The following is a 17,454-nucleotide window of genomic DNA, read 5'->3' as shown; positions in this document are numbered from 1 at the left end:
GCCTTTACTGCTGTCCGGACGACGGCGGACGGCTTGGACGCGCTGGCGTGGGCGCCGAACCACCAAAGGTTTCCTTGGCGATTTCGGCGATACCGCCGATGGCGCCAATGATGCTGGAGGCTTCAACCGGCAGCATCAGCAGCTTCTGGTTTGGCGAGGTTGCGATGGCTTCGAGAGCCTTGATGTAATTGTTGGCCACGAAGTAGTTGATGGCCTGAACGTTACCGCTGGCGATAGCGTCAGACACTACCTGGGTTGCCTTAGCTTCAGCTTCTGCCGACCGCTCGCGCGCCTCGGCGTCGCGGAACGCTGCTTCACGGCGGCCTTCAGCTTCCAGAACCTGCGCCTGCTTGGCGCCTTCGGCCTGCAGAATGGCCGACTGACGACGGCCTTCGGCTTCCAGAATGGCGGCCCGCTTCTCGCGCTCGGCCTTCATCTGGCGACCCATCGAATCCACCAGATCCTTTGGCGGATCGATGTCCTTGATCTCGATACGGGTGATCTTGATGCCCCATGGTGACACCGCCGTATCGACCACGCGCAGCAGGCGCTCGTTGATTTCGTCACGATGGCTCAGCAGCTCATCGAGGTCCATCGAGCCCATCACCGTACGGATATTGGTCATGGTCAGGTTGAGGATAGCGTTCTCGAGGCCCGAGATTTCGTAGGCTGCGGCAGCGGCATCCAGAATTTGATAGAACGTCACGCCGTTCGCAGTGATCGAAGCGTTGTCGCGGGTGATGACTTCCTGGTGGGGAACGTCGAGCACCTGCTCCATCACGTTGATCTTCTTGCCGATGCTGTCGATGAACGGCACGATCAGGTTCAGACCGGGCTTGAGCGTGCGCGTGTACTTGCCGAAACGTTCGATGGTGTAATTATAGCCCTGTGGCACCGTCTTGGCGCCTGCAAACAAGACCAGAAGAGCCAGAATACCGAGGGCGATAAGCGTAATACTCAGCCCATCGAGGCCGAAGCCCTGCAAAATATCCATCCATGATTCTCCTTTGGTCTTCATGCGCGCGACACTATTGCTGCTTGGTCAATGGTGCAACACGCTCCCTCGCGGAACGAAGCACGGACTGAACACGTTTAAATCGCGGATCAACATGTTCCGCGAGTACCAGCATGCCAGCGTCCCGCCCCATCTGGAAAGGCCAATTGCGTCTTTCTCTCGTCTCGATCGCCGTTGAGCTTTATTCGGCCACCAAGCCGAACGCAAAACCGAGCTTTCGACAGATCCACGAACCGAGCGGCAAACCGATCAATTACGAAAAAGTGGTTGCCGGCATTGGTCCCGTCGACAAGGATGAGATCATGAAGGGCTTCGAATACGAGAAGGGCGACTATGTTCTGCTCACCGATGACGAGATCGACGCGGTAAAACTGGAAACGCGCAAGACCCTTGAACTCACCCAATTTGTCGGCGCCTATGAGATCGACCCGATCTATTTCGACAAACCCTATTTCGTTGTCCCCGCCGATGAACTGGCCGAAGACGCGTTCCGCGTGATCCGCGATGCGCTCCGCTCCAGCAAGAAAGTCGGGTTGGGCCAGCTGGCCCTACGCGGCAAGGAATATCTGGTGGCCGTGCAGCCGACGGGCACTGGTCTGCTGATGGAAACGCTCCATTACGAAGACGAAATCCGCAAAGCCGATCCGTTCTTCGCCTCAATCTCAGCTAAAAAGGCAGACGCCGACCTTCTCGAAGTCGCCACGGCACTGATCGACAAAAAGACCGCCAAATTCGACGCAGGCGTCTTCAAGGATCACTACCAGTCCGCCCTGCGCGAGCTGATTGCCCGCAAGCTCAAATCCAAGGGCAACAAGATTTCGACCAAGGAAGAGCCCGCCGAAAGCCGCCCGACCGGAGCCAATGTCGTCGACCTGATGGCTGCACTCAAATCCAGTCTTGAAGGCGACAAGGGTGGCGACAAACCAGCCGCCAAAAAGCCAGCGCCGCGCAAGAAGGCGAGCTGACCCATGGCCAGCAAAGCCGAGACCCTGCTCAAGGAATATCAGTCCAAACGCGACTTCACCAAGACACAGGAACCCTCAGGCTCTGAGGAACGCGGCACGTCCGGCCCGCTGCGCTTCGTCGTGCAAAAGCACGACGCTACCCGCTTGCACTACGATTTCCGCATCGAACTCGATGGCGTGCTCAAAAGTTGGGCCGTCACCAAAGGCCCCTCCGACAATCCGGCAGACAAGCGTCTCGCCGTGCGGGTCGAAGATCACCCCGTCGACTACGGCACATTCGAAGGCACCATCCCCGAAAAAGAATATGGCGGCGGCACCGTCATGCTGTGGGACGAAGGCACCTGGGAGCCCATCAACGATCCCCACGAGGGCCTTGAAGGCGGCGACCTCAAGATGCGGCTCAATGGCCAGCGCATGAAGGGCGAATGGGTCCTCGTCCATATGAAAGGCCGTGATACTCAGCGCAAATCTGGGCCCGCGCGCGAAAACTGGCTGCTGATCAAGCACAAGGACGTCTACGCCAAGGACGAGGAAACGCTGGTCACGCGCTTTACCAACTCCATCTCGACAGGCCGCGATTTCGACGGCATAGCCAAGGGACTCAAGCCCAAGAAGAAATCCGAGACTGCCGCAAAAGCCGTCTGGCATTCCGACGCCGACAAGGCCGTCGACAATCCCGTGCCCGCCCAATCTACCCGCAAAACCAAGATTGCGGGCATGCCCGCTTTCCGTCCACCGCAGCTGGCCACACTGGTCAGCGACGTTCCGACCGGCACAGATTGGCTGTTCGAAATGAAATACGATGGCTACCGTTGCCTCGCCGCCATCGCGGGCGATCAGGTGCGTCTCTATACGCGCACCGGCAAGGACTGGACCGAGCAATTCGCCGCCATCGTGCCGCCACTGACCCGCATCACCAAGGGCACGGCCCTGATCGATGGCGAACTCTGCGCCTTCGATGCCAAGGGCCGCACCGATTTTTCGACCCTCAAGGATCATCTCTCCAATGGCGGTCCGCTGACCTATTTCGCCTTTGATCTGCTCGAACTCGATGGGGACGACCTGACCAAACTGCCCCTGGTCGAGCGCAAGGCAAAGCTCGAAAAGCTGCTCGGCAAGATCGAGTCATCCTCGCTTGTGCAATTTTCGCCCCATGTCACCGGCAATGGGCAAAAGGTGTTCGACGCCATCGCGCGCGAGGGCCTTGAAGGTATCATCGCCAAGGAAACTTCGGCCCCCTATCGCGGCGAGCGCACCAAAAGCTGGCTCAAGATCAAGGCCAGCAAGCGCCAGGAATTCGTCATTGCCGGCTGGTCCCCCTCGACCAAAAAGAAAAGCTTTGCTTCGCTGCTCATCGGCACCTGGGAAGACGGCAAACTGGTCTATCGCGGCCGCGTCGGCACGGGCTTTAACGTCGAGACCGCCGACGCCATCCAGCAGCAACTCGACAGCCGGACTCGCAAGGACAGCCCATTTGATTCGGTTCCCGCCGCCATCGCCCGCACTGCGCAGTGGGTTACGCCCGAACTTGTGGCCGAGATCGGCTATACCGAATTCACCCCCGACGGGGTGCTGCGCCACCCATCCTTTATCGGATTGCGCGAGGACAAGCCGGCCAAATCGGTCGCTGCTGAGACACCCAAATCAGCAGCCACGCCTCTGACCACCGCCGCTGGGATCAAGGCCGCCGAAGCCGCTGGCGTAAAACTGACCAGTCCCGATCGCGTTATCTATCCCGGCCAGGGTGTCACCAAGGCTGACCTTGTCGCCTACTACGCCGCCGTCGCCAACCGAATGCTGCCCTATATCGAAAACCGCCCGCTGAGCCTCCTGCGCTGCCCGCAGGGCCGCACCAAATATTGCTTCTTCCAGAAGCACGACACAGGCGGTTTTCCAGACGCGATGAAGTCGCTGCTGATCACCGAAAAGGACGGCAGCAAGGAAGATTATTTCTACATCGACAATCTGGCGGGCCTCATCGCCGGCACGCAGATGAACGTGCTCGAGTGGCATCTGTGGGGATCGCGCACCAAGGACATCGAGAAGCCCGAGCGCATCATTTTCGACATTGACCCCGATGAAGGCCTCGATTTCGGCGATGTGCGCAAAGCCGCCATCACCATCCGCGACGATCTGCAGGAACTCGGCCTAAAGACCTACCCCCTGGTCAGCGGCGGCAAGGGTATCCACGTCATCGCCCCGCTCAAGCCAAGCACCGAATGGCCGGAGGTCAAAGCCTTCTGCAAGGCCGTAGCTCAGCAACTGGCCGACAAATATCCCGACCGCTTCACCGCCAATTCGCGCAAGGCCACCCGCATGGGCAAGCTCTTCATCGACTATCTGCGTAATGAACGCGGCTCCACCGCCATCGCTCCCTGGTCCAGCCGCTCCCGCGAGGGCGCGCCCGCGGCCGTGCCGGTCACATGGGACGAGTTGGAAAACGTCAAAGCCGGGAACCAGTTCAGCCTCGCCGAAGCCGCCGAACGCGCCAAACAGCCCGACCCGTGGAGGGGCTATTTCGACACCAAACAGACAATCACCAAAACCATGCTCAAGGCCGTTGCGGCCGACTAGGGCATCGGCACATTGACGCGGCGGTCGATGGTCAGTGTGATGGCGATTACGACGAAGGCAAAGATCACCATGCCCAGTGCGATCACATGCGCCTCGCCCCATTGCAGCCGCTCGACATAATCGTAGAGCGCAATGGCAATGACCTTGGTCTGGCCCGGAATATTGCCGCCGATCATCAGCACCACGCCGAACTCACCCACGGTATGAGCAAAGGTCATCACCGCGCCGGTGATATAGCCCGGCCGTGCCAAGGGCAGCGCCACACGCCAAAACCGCTGCCAGTTCGACGCACCAAGGCTCGACGCCACCTCGAGCGCATCATTGCCGATCGCGGCAAACCCATTGCGCAGTGGCTGCACCATGAAGGGCAGCGAATAAAAGAAGGACCCGATGATGAGGCCGGTAAACGAAAAGGCCAACGTCCGCCCGCCCCACAGGCCAGCCACCCATCCGCCCGGCCCATTTGGCCCAAGCACAATCAGCAGGTAAAATCCGAGCACCGTCGGCGGCAGCACCAGCGGCATCGACACCACCGCGCCGACCATTTCGCGATACCGGCTCTTGCTCCGCGCGAGCCACCACGCGATGGGCGTACCCACCACCAACAGGATGACGGTATTGATCGCAGCCAGCGTCAGCGTCAGGCTGACCGGTGTCCAGATATCACCCAGGTTCACGATCGTTTCCTCACCGGCGGCGTCATCCCCGCATATGCGGGAATGACGTGGTGGCAGATATTATTCGACGACGTAACCGGCCGCCTTGATCACGTCCACGGCCTTGTCGCTCTTGAGGAACTCGACATAGGCCTTGGCAGCCTCGCTGTCTTTGCCGGTGGTCAGCAGCACGGCATCCTGACGGATCGGCTCGTAGTCGGCGGCAGGAACAATCCACACGCTCGACTTACCCACGATCTGGCTGGCTGCCACAAAACCGATTTCAGCATTGCCGCTTTCGATGAACTGCAGCGTCTGGCTGATATTTTCCCCGGTCACCAGCTTTGGCGTAATCGCCTCGGTCAGACCTAGCTTTTCGATGGTTTCGACCGCCGCACGACCGTAGGGCGCAGCTTCCGGATCGGCGATGGCGAGTTTGTCGAACTTGCCGCCCTCCAGAATGGCCTGCCCGTCGGTCAGGTCCAGCGATGTGCTGTAAAGCGCCAGCGCCCCAATGGCATAGGTGAACACCGTGCCTTCGACGCCAAGCCCATCCGTCACCGCCTTGGTCGGACGGGTATCGTCGGCCGCCAGAAATACCTCGAACGGCGCGCCCTGGCTGATCTGGGTGTAAAGCTGGCCGGTCGCGCCAAAGCTATAGACCACGTCATGGCCCGTCTCGGCCTTGAACAGCGGCGCTAGCTCCTCGGCGACCTTGGTGAAGTTGGCGGCCACCGCCACATTGACGGTGTCAGCCTGTGCGGCAGCCGTCGACAACAACAGGGCACCCACCAGCGTGCTCATCAAGATGCGGTTCATTAGACGCTCCGATATGTTTTGAATTTCATATCGGTGAAGTTTGCAAAGCCCGTGCGGCAGCGCAAGCGTTATTTCCGACCAGCCATATCGAAGCGTTCTCGCAGGGCCGCAACATCATCGGCGATGGCGACCCGCGTCTTGTCCTGCATGGAACGATAGTGGGCGAGCACCGTCTGCCCTGCCTCGGTCAATTGCGCCCCGCCCTGCGCCGCTCCGCCCCGGCTCGATTCCACCAGCACAGTGCCAAAACCGGAATTGAGTGCCTGCACCAGGCTCCAGGCGCGCTTGTAACTCATCCCCATCGCCTTGCCGGCCGCCGAAATCGACCCTGTCGATCCGATCAGTTCCATTAGGTCAGCCCGCCCCGGCCCGATATAGGCGGTGTCGCTAAACGTCACCCGCAGGTGCGAGAGGCCGTCTGGGGGAACCACTGCGCTCATGACGGCTCCAGACTAAACTGTTGTTTTGAGACCTCATGGTGAGCTTGTCGAACCACGAGGTCGGCTCACCAATCCTGCCACGACCTCCTCCTTCGACATGCTCAGGACGAGGTCTACTGATGGGACGGTCTATCCCCGCAACTGGCTCGCTTCACGCGCCAGCGTTTCGATCCGCTTCCAATCGCCCGAAGCAATCGCGTCCGCTGGCATGATCCATGACCCACCCACGCAGATGACGTTCGACAGGCCGAGATAAACCTTGGCCTTCTCCGCATCGATGCCGCCCGTTGGGCAGAACGTGATGTCGGACAGCGGCGAGGCAAAGGCCTTGAGCACCGGCGCACCGCCATTGGCTTCGGCCGGGAAAAACTTGAGGAACGAATATCCGCGCTCGGAAGCCGTCATCGCTTCGCTCGGCGTCGCAATACCGGGCAGCAGCGGAATACCGATATCGTCGGCAGCATCGAGAATGCGCGGCGAAATGCCTGGCGACACCATAAACCGGCACCCGGCATCGACCGACTGCTTCATGTGCAGCGCATTGCGCACGGTGCCCGAGCCAACAATGGCGCCGGTCACTTTGCCCATCTCTTCCATCACCTTGAGGGCGTTGGGCGTGCGCAGCGTCACTTCAAGGATTGGCAGGCCACCTGCCACGAGCGCTTCGGCCAGTGGCCGCGCCTGCGACACGTCATCGAGAATGATCACCGGGACGACGGGCGCGAGCGAGAGGATGGAGCGAATGGCGGCTGCGTCTTGCGGCATAATCAGTCCTCTGCAGATTTGTTGATGAACGGTTAGGAGTTTGGCGAAAATCTCGCAACCCCGTTCATTGAAATGCGGACAATAAATCCCTAGGTTCCGGCGAACTCCGGAGGATCTGTCCATGGTGCAGACTATCAACGCAATTACACCGCTGGACGAGGCCCGGGCAATTCTGTCCCAGCATTTCGACCTGAAGTTTTCCAAGTCCGTCCAGCGCGCCACCGAAAAGGTGTTCGACCGCGTTCGCGACAAGATCCCCGAGATCGAATGGTCCTTCTATGCGCCGCTGATTTTCGAGATCAACCGGCTCAAGAAGGAAAAGGACGCGGTCATCCTGGCTCACAATTACCAGACGCCGCAGATTTACCACGGCGTTGCCGATATTGTCGGCGACAGCCTGCAACTGGCTATCGAAGCCACCAAAGTGCGCCAGCAGGTGATCGTCCAGTGCGGCGTGCACTTCATGGCCGAAACCTCAAAGCTGCTGAACCCCGACAAGACGGTGCTGATCCCCGATAGCCGCGCCGGCTGTTCGCTAGCCTCCTCGATCACCGCAGAAGACGTCATCGCCATGAAGGCGATGTATCCCGGCGTGCCGGTGGTGACCTACGTCAACACCTCGGCAGCCGTGAAGGCCGTCACGGATGTGTGCTGCACCTCGTCCAACGCGCTCGACATTGTCAACCGCGTCGAAGGCGATACGGTCATCATGATCCCGGATCAATATCTGGCCCGCAACACCGCCAAAAAGACCGGCAAGAAGATCATCACCTGGGCCGGCGCCTGCGAAGTGCACGAAACCTTTACCGCCGAAGACATCTCCGAACTGCGCCATGCCTATCCCACCGCCAAGATCATCGCCCATCCCGAATGCCCGCCCGAGGTGATCGACGCGGTCGATTTCGCCGGCTCTACGGCTGCCATGATCGACTGGGTCAAATCCACCAAGCCACCGCGCGTGGTGATGGTCACGGAATGCTCGATGTCCGACAATGTCGCGAGCGAAACCACCGGCGTCGATTTTCTGCGCGGCTGCAACATCTGCCCGCACATGAAGCGTATCAATCTCGAAAACGTGCTGTGGAGCCTCCACACCATGACCGAAGAAGTCACCGTCCCCGCCGAAATCATCCCCCCGGCCCGGCTCGCCGTCGAACGCATGATCGAAATGAGCCGCAAGGGCGACTAGCGCTGTCTAGGGCACCTAGTGGGAGATCTCATCCCGAGCTTGTCGAAGGACAAGCTCGGGCGAGTGGAGCCTGCTTAGCTTCACCATGGTGTCTACTGCCTGAGCAGCGTAAGCGCGCCGCGCCCTAAAGATGCCCGAGGAAAACGTGCTCGCGGTGGAAGGCGATGGCGGTGCGGTCGGGGTGCGCTATCTCCACCTGCGGCAAGGTGAGCTTGCCGAGCGGATTGAGGCGCTCGAGCAGTTCGGGGTCAAGCTGGCTGAGGTCGACGATCAATTCGAGCCCCGGCCCCACGGAAATATACCCATCGCGAAATGCCTCGGCGGCATGGCGTTCGAGGCACAAAAAGTTACTCACATGCAGCATGCCGCCTGCGGTCAGAGGCCGGATGGCGGCAATCGCCAGTTCGTCGTGCAAAAATTCCGACGGCGGCGCAAAGCGCGCCCCCGTCATGGCGCAAGTAAAGTCATAATTGCTCAGTACTGCCGAATAGAGCGCCCGCAGCGTATCGAGCGCTACGGGTTGATCAGGCTCTGCCTCGAATGGCGTGCTCGCCTCGCCGAACAGGTTCTGCCAATAACGCGGGTGGCCGGGGTCATCGTCTTGTGGGTCGTCCACGATGCCTCCATCTGCGTCGTTTCGGGTATGCCTCCACTATCTATGCGTGTATTTCCTTAAGTCAAATTACGAAGAATTTTGAGGTTGCCATGACCGCCTTCGACAACACCCTCAATGCCGATGGCGCGCTCATTGTCGGGGCGGGGTTGGCAGGCCTGTTCACCGCCCTCAAGCTGGCGCCGCGCCCGGTGACAGTCCTGTCACCCAAGCCACTGGGCACCGGCGCCTCCTCCGCCTGGGCGCAGGGCGGCGTTGCGGCCGCCGTCGGCGCAGGCGATAGCAGCCATGCCCATGCCGTCGATACCGAAATGGCTGGCGCTGGCATTGTCGATCACGGCACCGCCGAAAGTGTCACCGCCGAGGCGGCCGCCCGCATCGAGGACCTTGCCCGCTGGGGCACGCCGTTTGATCGCGACGACTTCGGAAATTACGAACTGGGCAAGGAAGCCGCCCACTCTGCCAACCGTATCGTCAAGGTCGAGGGCGACCGCGCTGGCTGGGCCATCATGCAGGCCATCATCGCCGAAGTGCGCCGCACCCCCTCGATCCGGATCGTCGAGGGCATCACTGCGCTTAGCCTCGCCCGCGACAATGGCCGCATCGTCGGCGTGTTTTGCCGCCGCCTCGGCGACCGCTATTCCGAACCCGTTTTCATCCGCGCCCGTGCCACCGTGCTCGCAGCCGGTGGCCTGGGCGGGCTGTACGCCGTCACGACCAATCCGCCCGGCGTGCGTGGCCACGCCATGGGCATGGCAGCGCGTGCTGGTGCGCTCATAGCCGACGCAGAATTCGTGCAATTCCACCCCACCGCCATCGCCACCGGCGCCGACCCGGCGCCGCTCGCTACCGAGGCCCTGCGCGGCGAAGGCGCTACTTTGGTCAATGATCTGGGTGAGCGCTTCATGCCCGCCATTCACCCCGATGCCGAACTGGCCCCGCGCGACATTGTCGCCCGCGCCAATTTCCGCCAGATCCAGTCGGGTCGAAAAGTGCTTCTCGATACGCGTCAGGTGCTCGGCGCGTCGATCCTCACGCGCTTCCCCACGGTCGCCCAATACTGCCTCGATGCCGGAATCGACCCGGTGGCCGACATGATCCCGGTTACCCCGGCAGCGCATTTCCACATGGGGGGCGTCAAGGTCGACGAGCGCGGCCGCTCATCGCTGCCCGGCCTCTGGGTCTGTGGCGAAGCCAGCTGCACAGGGCTTCATGGTGCCAATCGGCTCGCCTCCAACTCCCTGCTCGAAGCCACCGTCTATGGCGCCCGTATTGCCGAAGACATTGGCGGCCTCGAGCCGGTGCGCAACAACCTGCCACCCTTCAAGGGCATCGAATGGGACGAAGCCGAAGGCGCCAAGGCCGAACAGGTGCTGCGCGATCTGCCAGCCGTGCAAAACCTGCGTCGCATCATGACCGACCTTGTTGGCGTCGAACGCGACGCCAACGGCCTCAAACGCGCTTTGCGTGAGATCGCCGCGCTCGAAAACAAGGCCGAGCACGTCACTAGCGCCTATCTCAACATGACCACTTCGGCCACTCTCGTCGCAGCTGCCGCCCTCAAACGCACCGAAAGCCGCGGCGGCCATTTCCGCACCGACTACCCGCACACCGACGAAAGCTGGGAACACCACACCACGATGACGCTGGACGAAGCTTTGGCGATTCGGGCCAGCGCCTAGGCGCCCAACACCGCGTCGACTTCCGCACGCGTCGGTGGCTTGCAGCCTTTGCGGCCGCAATTGATGCCGGCGACGACGGCGCCAAAGCGCAGCATGTCGTTGAGCGCGCCTTCGCCGAGGCCGGTCAGTTTGCCCGCGACCAGCAGGCCGCGCTCATGCAGCCAGGACAGCACGCCTGCCATCAGGCTATCGCCTGCGCCCACCGTGTCGCCAAACACCGGCGGCGCATAGATCGTCGCCAGTGCCTTGCCCGCCGCCGTAAAGGCGCGCGAGCCCTTGTCGCCCAGCGTTACGATGACCAGTTCGCAATGTGGCCGCGCCAGAAGATCAGCCGCGTGCTGCTCAATGCTTTTGCTGTCATCAAGCGAGGCCAGATCTTCCTCGGAAACCTTCACCACATGGGCCAGATCGAGGAAGCTCGATAACCGCGCCTTGAAGCCTTCGAAGTCATCAACGAGGCTTGGCCGCACATTGGGGTCGATCGAAATCGTCGCGCCGCGCGCCACAGCCGCCTGAACGATTTCCAGCCAGATCGCCGCTTCATCCGGCTTGATCGGGCAGAAGCCGCCAATCTGATAAAGATCAAGCTTCTCCGGCAGGGCAGCGATCGCCTTGGCGGCTTCGATGGCTCCATCGGCCTGCCGATAGAAGCCATACCGCGCATTGTGGTTGGCGTCGAAATTGACCACCGCCAGAGTTGTGAATTCCTTGACCCGTTCGCCCAGCAGCGGCGTTACACCTGCCTCATGCAGCGGCCCGAGCAGGTAGTCGCCAAACGCATCAGCCGAAATCGGGCACATGAAGCCGGTATCATTGCCAAGCTTTGCCAGCGCGATGGCGCAGTTATAGGGGGAGCCGCCCGGATGGGCCGTCATGACGATCTGGCCTTCGCCATCCCGGCCGATCACACCACCATCGGGCAGCACGACCTCGGCCTTGAGATCGATCAGACTTTCCCCACCAACCACGAACATGCAGCGTCCTCCCGGCTCGCGCTGCCCCTTGCGTGCAGCAGCTAGCGACATAGCATTTTTCCGAACCGAGTCACCAGTCTACCGAGCAAATGCCCACCGCTTGGGCATGCCTAGTGCAAACAATATTTGCTTGGTGCGGGATTAAACCGACGCAGCCAGCGTTGACCCTGTTGCGGACCGCATCGACGGCCCGACAATCCGGAGGATAGTTTCCATGAAATATCGCTCAATTCTTGCTGGTGCTGCCGCGCTGGCATTTCTGGCCATGCCCGCCTTTGCCGAAGACTATGTCGGCGGCGCGGTCAAATCGACCGAAATCGGCGGCAAGTCCGTGCTGACCGACGCTACGGACATGACGCTCTACATCTATGACAAGGACGCGCCGGGCGTCACCAATTGCTACGAGCAATGCGCCGTCAACTGGCCGCCCGCCATTGCCGATGCGTCGGCCAAGCCCGACGGTGAATTCACCCTCGTCGACCGCACCGATGGCACCAAAATGTGGGCCTATAAGGGCTGGCCACTCTATCTCTGGAAAAACGACAAGGCTCCCGGCGACATCACCGGTGACGGCGTTGGCGGCGTCTGGCATCTTGCTGTCGAATAAGCCAAAGGCCCTATCTTGAGCGATTTCCTGGGCGAGGTTGAAGCCTGCGTGCCGGCCCTCAGGCGTTATGCCCGGGCGCTGACGCGCAATGTCGATCTCGCCGATGATCTGGTGCAGGATTGCCTAGAACGCGCCATTGCCAGACGCGGACTGTTTCGCCCCACTGGGCCGGTCCGCGCCTGGCTTTTCACCATTCTGCTCAACCTCTATCGCAACGCGCTGCGCGCCTCGCAACGGCGCGGCACGGTTGTCGACCTCGACCATGTTCCCGAACTCGCAATACCCGCGCCCCAGCACGGCCATCTCGCCCTTGCGGAAATGGCCCGCGCCATCGACGCATTGCCGCCCGAACAGAAGGAAGCCTTGTTGCTTGTTGCCCTCGAAGGCCTGCCCTATCAGGAGGCCGCCGATATTCTCAAAGTTCCCATCGGCACGCTGATGAGCCGTTTGGGGCGCGCCCGCGCCACCCTGCGCCTCCTCACCGGCGCTCCGGCCGAACCGCATCTAAGGACCGTCAAATGAGCGAGATTACCCGCGACATGCTGATGACCTATGCTGATGGTCAATTGTCCGACGCTGAACGCACGGCCATCGAGGCCCACCTCGCCAACAATGCAGACGCCGCTGATGACGTCGCGCTGATGCAGCGCCAGAACGACGCCATGCGCACCCTGTTTGCTCCCGCGGGCGCTGAGCCTGTCCCTGCCCGCCTGCGCGCCACCCGCATTGCTGCCGAACTGGGCCGCCGCCGCACACGTTCGAGGGGTTGGGCTGTCGCTGCGGTGCTGCTGATCGGGCTTGGCCTTGGCGGTGGATGGTTTGCCCGCACGCTGTTCGACAGCCGCCCCGCCAGCGCAACGCTGATTGCCGACGCGGTCAATGCCCATCAGGTCTATGTCGCCGAAAATCGCCATGCCGTCGAAGTCGGTGGCGACGACAGCGAGCACTTGAGCACCTGGCTCTCCAACCGCCTCGATACCAATCTGGGGATGCCCGACCTCAACGCCGAAGGCTTCACCCTGGTCGGTGGGCGGCTGCTGCCGGGCAGCGAAAATGCTGGTGGCCGCGCCGCACAGCTGATGTATGAAAATGCCGAAAAAGAGCGCGTCACCATCTACGTGACCGCCGCTTTGCCCGATCGACAGCCAGCCTACCAGCTGGCCAATTACGATGGCGCCGAGGCCTTCTACTGGGCCAATGCCCGCATCACCTGCACCGTGGTCGGCACTCTGCCCGCGGAGCGGATGAAGGCGGTGTCGCAGGCGGTCTATTCACAACTGACCGAAGGCGATGTGACGGCCAGCCGCTATCGGGGGTAGTTTGACGTGTGCCACCTGATCCGTGCGCACACGATCCAGTCCCCTCTCCCCTAAGGGGAGAGGGTTAGGGTGAGGGGTTCAGACGTCGGCTGACGCATTGTGTGTTAGCCAAACACCTAACCCCTCACCCGACCCTTCGGGTCGACCTCTCCCCTCAGGGGCGAGGTGAAGAAACCGGCGCGTTCCGCACCGGAATGTCGTTCGAATAGATATTGTGCGGTCCGACATTGAGAATGTCGCGTTCGCCGCACAGGGCCATCGTCGTATCGAGTTCCTTGCGCATGATGTCGAGCACGCGGGTCACCCCGGCCTCGCCACCGGCGCCCAGCCCGTACAACATCGGACGGCCGATAAACGTGCTCTTGGCGCCATAGGCCAGCGCCTTGATCAAGTCCTGCCCCGAGCGAATGCCGCTATCGAGATAGACCTCGGTCTGTTTGCCCACCGCGTCGACGATTTCGGGCAGCACGCGGATCGTCGATGGCGCGCCATCGAGCTGACGCCCACCATGGTTGGACACAACAATGGCATCGGCCCCATGCTGCACCGCCGACCGCGCATCATCGGCGTCGAGCACGCCCTTGACGATGACTGGACCGCCAAAGCGCTTCTTGACCCAGGCAATATCGGCCCAGTTCAGCGTCGGATCGAACTGGCTCGCCGTCCAGGCCGACAGCGATGCCAGATCGTGATCACCGCTTACATGGCCCACGATATTGCGGAATGTGTGCCGCTTGGTGCCCAGCATGCGCGCGCACCACAGCGGGTGCTGCATCATCTGCCATACCGAATAGGCATTGAACTTGGGCGGGGTGGAAAGCCCGTTATGGATGTCCTTGTGCCGCTGCCCCAGGATTTGCAGATCCATCGTCAGCACCAAAGCCGAGCATTTGGCTGCCTTGGCGCGGTCGATCAACCGCTCGATGAAATCGCGGTCGCGCATCACATAGAGCTGAAACCAGAACGGCGCCGTGGTGTTTTCGGCGATGTCCTCGATGGAACACACGGCCATGGTTGAGAGCGTGAAGGGAATCCCGAATTTCTCGGCTGCCTTGGCCGCCTTGATCTCACCGTCCGCAACCTGCATGCCGCCTGTCGCTGCCGGGGCGATAGCGATGGGCATCGAGATTTCCTTGCCCAGCATGGTGGTCTTGAGGTTGCGTCCCTCAAGGTTCACCGCAACCTTTTGCTTGAGCTTGATCTTGTTGAAGTCACTCTCGTTCTCGCGATAGGTGCCTTCGGTATAGCTGCCCGAATCCGCATATTCGAAGAACATCTTGGGCACGCTGCGCCGCGCCTTGGTCTTCATCTCGTCGACGGTCAGGATCTTATCGAGTGCGGCCATGATTGCGCTCCAGTTCGCCTTGCCCTAGCAACTAACATGTTAGTCGTCAATGCGACGTGCGAAAGCCCTCCGGATCCCGGGCAATGAGCTGTGATGGCGAGGCCGATGTCTCGAATGTAGAAGTGAATGAGAGAGACAGGGCCTCGCCATCACACCGGGGTTTTTCGCGGGTCGGGCATGGCAGGCCATATCGCAGACCGTGGCAGCACACATTTCACCCGCGCGGTGAAGGCGACCCTCCACCCCCGGCAGTCCCCACGCCAACCACTCGTCATGATCGCGCTCTGGCGTGGGCAATGGGAGCATCATACAACCCCACCATTCAGTGGGGATAAGGCGAACAACCGCACGGACTGGCCCCTTGTCACTGCTCTGGCGTTCTCGTCATATGCCTGAAAGACCGGGAGGAACAACAATGACCATCGGCGGCGAAGCGCTCGAATACATCGACAAGAAATTTTACGATCTTGCCATCGGCATAGCGCCTCTTGAAGTGCTTTACGATGGCTGCCGCTGGGCAGAAGGCCCGGTCTGGTTTGGGGATGGCAATTTCCTGGTCTGGAGCGATATTCCCAACAATCGCATGCTCAAATGGGTTCCCGATCTGGGCGTCACCACCTTCCGCACACCGTCCAACTACGTCAACGGCAACACCCGCGACCTGCAAGGTCGTCTGCTGTCATGCTCGCATGGTGCCCGCGCCGTGTTGCGCACCGAATGGGATGGCAGTGTCACGACGCTGGTCGACAGCTATCAGGGCAAGCGCCTCAATTCCCCCAACGATATCGTGGTCAAATCCGACGGCACGATCTGGTTCACCGACCCCACCTACGGCATCCTGACCGATTACGAAGGCTATAAGTCCGAGCCGGAACAGGCTGGATGCTACGTTTATCGCTTCGATCCCGCCGATGGCTCGCTGACCGTCGTCGCCGATGATTTCGCCAAGCCCAATGGCCTGGCCTTCTCGCCCGATGAATCCATCCTCTACGTCTCCGACACCGGCCAAAGCCACGATCCCGATTGGCCTGCCCATATCCGTCAGTTCAGCGTCAACAATGACCGCCTCGGCAATCCGCGCCTCTTCACCGACGTCGATTCCGGCCTGCCCGATGGCTTCCGCCTCGATACCGAAGGCAATGTCTGGACCAGCGCCGGGCTGGGCGTGAACGTCTACAATCCAGCCGGCGCCCTGCTCGGCCGCATCAAGACGGGCGCTAAAACCTCGAACGTCGTCTTCGGCGGCCCACGCCGCAATCGGTTGTTCATCACCTGCAGCCAATACGTGATGGCGACCTATGTCAGCGCCCGGGGCCTGCAGCGCCCCTAGCAATCGTTAGGTCACAAGTGGCAAACCTGATAAGGTTACCGCAAAGACTTAACGACCGGACATCGCGTTTTGACCACCAATGACAGCGAGGCGGCTCCCGTTGAGGAGCTGCTAGATACCCCAAACCTTGCCGACGCTCTCGAGAGTGATCGCTTCAAGCAGTTTCTGGATCATGTGCCCTTCGGGATCGCTGTAGCCGAACTCGCGCCACAGGAACGGCTGGCCTATGCCAATTTCGAGTTCGAGCGCCTGATCGGCAAGCCTGCAGCCCAGTTGCAGGGTAAGCCATGGGCTGTACTGCCGCCGAACGCGGTTGCCAAGGAAGACGGAGAGCTTCTGAGCCAGGCAGTTGCCCTGCGAGATGACTATATCGGCACCTTCCTCATTCAGCGCGAAGAGGGCGAAATCACCGTCGATGCCTGGTCCAATGTCATCGAAGATGAAGACGGAAAACCGACTTTCCGGCTGGTGGCCTTGGCCGCGACTACATCCCGCGGCGATGAAGACGACGCAGATCTCAAGACCCAGGTGCAGGAAAAGGACACGCTGCTGCGCGAGCTGCAGCACCGCGTCAAAAACAACCTGCAGATGATCACCGCGCTGATCCGCCTCGAAGCGCGCAATGTCACCGACGATATTCATTCGCAGGCCTTCCAGCGACTTGCCGGGCGCATCAGCTCGCTGGCTTTGCTTTATCAATCGCTGTCAGAGGATGGCGCCAGCGAAAGCGTTGATCTGGGCATCTATATCAGCCAGGTGGCATCCGCCGTCATGGCTGCTCACGCCACAGAAGGCATCCGCCTCAACATGCAGGTCGATACCTGGCCGGTGTCGGTCAACGTCGCCATGCCGGCGGGCCTCGTGGTCAACGAACTGCTGACCAATGCGCTCAAATACGCCTTCGTTGGCCGCGACGGCGGCACCATCACCGTCCGCTCGCTGGTGGATGAAACCGGATGCCGCGTCATCATTTCCGATGACGGTGTGGGTCTGAGCAATGGCGCGACCTGGCCCAAGCCGGGCAAGCTCAGCGCGCTGATCGTGCACTCGCTCGAGCAGAACGCCAAGGCCAAGATCAGCGTCGATTCAACGCCCGGTGATGGCGTCAAGGTCTCAATCCTGTTCGCCCGCGCCAATGCCGAGCCGGGCGTCGCCTGACGC

The 17,454-nt window shown here is 61.1% G+C and carries 17 protein-coding genes; 9 read left to right on the top strand and 8 right to left on the bottom strand.

All coding sequences use genetic code 11. The features are described 5' to 3' along the window. Window positions 1-4: 4 nt before the first annotated feature. Window positions 5-994, bottom strand: a complete 990-nt coding sequence (locus ABIE28_RS00430; RefSeq protein ID WP_354059103.1) for an SPFH domain-containing protein — start codon at window positions 992-994, stop codon at window positions 5-7. Window positions 995-1,128: 134 nt separating this feature from the next. Between ABIE28_RS00430 and ku the strand changes: the two genes are divergently transcribed. Next, window positions 1,129-1,980: a non-homologous end joining protein Ku gene (ku, locus tag ABIE28_RS00425; protein ID WP_354059101.1), complete on the top strand. Its 852-nt coding sequence runs from the start codon at window positions 1,129-1,131 to the stop codon at window positions 1,978-1,980. Window positions 1,981-1,983: 3 nt separating this feature from the next. Next, a complete protein-coding gene (gene ligD, locus ABIE28_RS00420) occupies window positions 1,984-4,554 on the top strand; it encodes a DNA ligase D (RefSeq protein ID WP_354059100.1) in 2,571 nt (856 codons plus the stop codon). On the opposite strand, the gene modB is transcribed toward ligD, so the two are convergent. From modB to eda, 4 genes are all read right to left on the bottom strand, one after another. Continuing rightward, window positions 4,551-5,231, bottom strand: coding sequence for a molybdate ABC transporter permease subunit (gene modB / locus ABIE28_RS00415; RefSeq protein ID WP_502913346.1), 681 nt, complete (start codon window positions 5,229-5,231; stop codon window positions 4,551-4,553). The genes ligD and modB overlap by 4 nt on opposite strands. 60 nt (window positions 5,232-5,291) lie before the next feature. Continuing rightward, window positions 5,292-6,029, bottom strand: coding sequence for a molybdate ABC transporter substrate-binding protein (gene modA / locus ABIE28_RS00410; protein WP_354059098.1), 738 nt, complete (start codon window positions 6,027-6,029; stop codon window positions 5,292-5,294). A 68-nt stretch (window positions 6,030-6,097) separates the two neighbouring features. Then, the gene (locus ABIE28_RS00405) at window positions 6,098-6,469 is read right to left on the bottom strand and encodes a winged helix-turn-helix domain-containing protein (RefSeq protein ID WP_354059097.1); all 372 of its coding nucleotides are present in this window, start codon (window positions 6,467-6,469) and stop codon (window positions 6,098-6,100) included. Between the two features lie 129 nt (window positions 6,470-6,598). After that, window positions 6,599-7,234: a bifunctional 4-hydroxy-2-oxoglutarate aldolase/2-dehydro-3-deoxy-phosphogluconate aldolase gene (gene eda, locus ABIE28_RS00400; RefSeq protein WP_354059095.1), complete on the bottom strand. Its 636-nt coding sequence runs from the start codon at window positions 7,232-7,234 to the stop codon at window positions 6,599-6,601. Between the two features lie 121 nt (window positions 7,235-7,355). Here eda and nadA point away from each other — a divergent pair, with 121 nt between their 5' ends. Beyond that, complete coding sequence (gene nadA, locus ABIE28_RS00395; RefSeq protein ID WP_354059093.1) at window positions 7,356-8,423, top strand: quinolinate synthase NadA; 1,068 nt, start codon at window positions 7,356-7,358, stop codon at window positions 8,421-8,423. A 124-nt stretch (window positions 8,424-8,547) separates the two neighbouring features. On the opposite strand, the gene ABIE28_RS00390 is transcribed toward nadA, so the two are convergent. Further along, window positions 8,548-9,039 (bottom strand): hypothetical protein, encoded by a 492-nt coding sequence (locus tag ABIE28_RS00390; protein WP_354059091.1) that lies wholly within the window; start codon window positions 9,037-9,039, stop codon window positions 8,548-8,550. Window positions 9,040-9,128: 89 nt separating this feature from the next. On the opposite strand from ABIE28_RS00390, the gene ABIE28_RS00385 reads away from it, so the two are divergent. Then, complete coding sequence (locus ABIE28_RS00385) at window positions 9,129-10,718, top strand: L-aspartate oxidase (RefSeq protein WP_354059089.1); 1,590 nt, start codon at window positions 9,129-9,131, stop codon at window positions 10,716-10,718. Here ABIE28_RS00385 and ABIE28_RS00380 read toward each other — a convergent pair. Continuing rightward, window positions 10,715-11,743, bottom strand: coding sequence for a carbohydrate kinase family protein (locus tag ABIE28_RS00380; protein ID WP_354059087.1), 1,029 nt, complete (start codon window positions 11,741-11,743; stop codon window positions 10,715-10,717). The two genes, ABIE28_RS00385 and ABIE28_RS00380, sit on opposite strands and share 4 nt — an antisense overlap. A 163-nt stretch (window positions 11,744-11,906) precedes the next feature. On the opposite strand from ABIE28_RS00380, the gene ABIE28_RS00375 reads away from it, so the two are divergent. The 3 genes from ABIE28_RS00375 to ABIE28_RS00365 are packed head-to-tail and all read left to right on the top strand — an operon-like array spanning window position 11,907 to window position 13,618. Next, window positions 11,907-12,299: a COG4315 family predicted lipoprotein gene (locus ABIE28_RS00375; protein ID WP_354059085.1), complete on the top strand. Its 393-nt coding sequence runs from the start codon at window positions 11,907-11,909 to the stop codon at window positions 12,297-12,299. 15 nt (window positions 12,300-12,314) lie between these two features. After that, window positions 12,315-12,821, top strand: a complete 507-nt coding sequence (locus ABIE28_RS00370; RefSeq protein WP_354059083.1) for a sigma-70 family RNA polymerase sigma factor — start codon at window positions 12,315-12,317, stop codon at window positions 12,819-12,821. Then, window positions 12,818-13,618 carry an anti-sigma factor family protein gene (locus ABIE28_RS00365; RefSeq protein WP_354059081.1) on the top strand — a complete coding sequence of 267 codons (801 nt, stop codon included), beginning with the start codon at window positions 12,818-12,820 and terminating at the stop codon, window positions 13,616-13,618. The genes ABIE28_RS00370 and ABIE28_RS00365 overlap by 4 nt, the downstream gene beginning before the upstream one ends. Before the next feature lie 154 nt (window positions 13,619-13,772). Here ABIE28_RS00365 and ABIE28_RS00360 read toward each other — a convergent pair whose 3' ends face one another. Beyond that, complete coding sequence (locus ABIE28_RS00360; RefSeq protein ID WP_354059079.1) at window positions 13,773-14,963, bottom strand: alpha-hydroxy acid oxidase; 1,191 nt, start codon at window positions 14,961-14,963, stop codon at window positions 13,773-13,775. Between the two features lie 415 nt (window positions 14,964-15,378). On the opposite strand from ABIE28_RS00360, the gene ABIE28_RS00355 reads away from it, so the two are divergent. Beyond that, on the top strand, window positions 15,379-16,293 hold the full coding sequence (locus tag ABIE28_RS00355) for an SMP-30/gluconolactonase/LRE family protein (protein WP_354059077.1): 915 nt from the start codon (window positions 15,379-15,381) through the stop codon (window positions 16,291-16,293). A gap of 69 nt (window positions 16,294-16,362) precedes the next feature. Next, entirely contained in the window at window positions 16,363-17,451 is a 1,089-nt protein-coding gene (locus ABIE28_RS00350) for a sensor histidine kinase (protein ID WP_354059075.1), read from the top strand. Window positions 17,452-17,454 lie beyond the last annotated feature (3 nt).

The organism is Devosia sp. 2618, from assembly GCF_040546815.1.
Classification (GTDB): domain Bacteria; phylum Pseudomonadota; class Alphaproteobacteria; order Rhizobiales; family Devosiaceae; genus Devosia.
Note: the sequence above shows the minus strand (reverse complement) of the source record. Positions and strands in the feature narration are given on the sequence as shown.

What these genes read in the sequence shown, in the direction of transcription:
- ABIE28_RS00430 (WP_354059103.1), bottom strand. Translation starts at nt 994, where the DNA reads ATGGATATTTTGCAGGGCTTCGGCCTCGATGGGCTGAGTATTACGCTT.
- ku (WP_354059101.1), top strand. Translation starts at nt 1,129, where the DNA reads ATGCCAGCGTCCCGCCCCATCTGGAAAGGCCAATTGCGTCTTTCTCTC.
- ligD (WP_354059100.1), top strand. Translation starts at nt 1,984, where the DNA reads ATGGCCAGCAAAGCCGAGACCCTGCTCAAGGAATATCAGTCCAAACGC.
- modA (WP_354059098.1), bottom strand. Translation starts at nt 6,029, where the DNA reads ATGAACCGCATCTTGATGAGCACGCTGGTGGGTGCCCTGTTGTTGTCG.
- ABIE28_RS00405 (WP_354059097.1), bottom strand. Translation starts at nt 6,469, where the DNA reads ATGAGCGCAGTGGTTCCCCCAGACGGCCTCTCGCACCTGCGGGTGACG.
- eda (WP_354059095.1), bottom strand. Translation starts at nt 7,234, where the DNA reads ATGCCGCAAGACGCAGCCGCCATTCGCTCCATCCTCTCGCTCGCGCCC.
- nadA (WP_354059093.1), top strand. Translation starts at nt 7,356, where the DNA reads ATGGTGCAGACTATCAACGCAATTACACCGCTGGACGAGGCCCGGGCA.
- ABIE28_RS00385 (WP_354059089.1), top strand. Translation starts at nt 9,129, where the DNA reads ATGACCGCCTTCGACAACACCCTCAATGCCGATGGCGCGCTCATTGTC.
- ABIE28_RS00380 (WP_354059087.1), bottom strand. Translation starts at nt 11,743, where the DNA reads ATGTCGCTAGCTGCTGCACGCAAGGGGCAGCGCGAGCCGGGAGGACGC.
- ABIE28_RS00375 (WP_354059085.1), top strand. Translation starts at nt 11,907, where the DNA reads ATGAAATATCGCTCAATTCTTGCTGGTGCTGCCGCGCTGGCATTTCTG.
- ABIE28_RS00365 (WP_354059081.1), top strand. Translation starts at nt 12,818, where the DNA reads ATGAGCGAGATTACCCGCGACATGCTGATGACCTATGCTGATGGTCAA.
- ABIE28_RS00360 (WP_354059079.1), bottom strand. Translation starts at nt 14,963, where the DNA reads ATGGCCGCACTCGATAAGATCCTGACCGTCGACGAGATGAAGACCAAG.
- ABIE28_RS00355 (WP_354059077.1), top strand. Translation starts at nt 15,379, where the DNA reads ATGACCATCGGCGGCGAAGCGCTCGAATACATCGACAAGAAATTTTAC.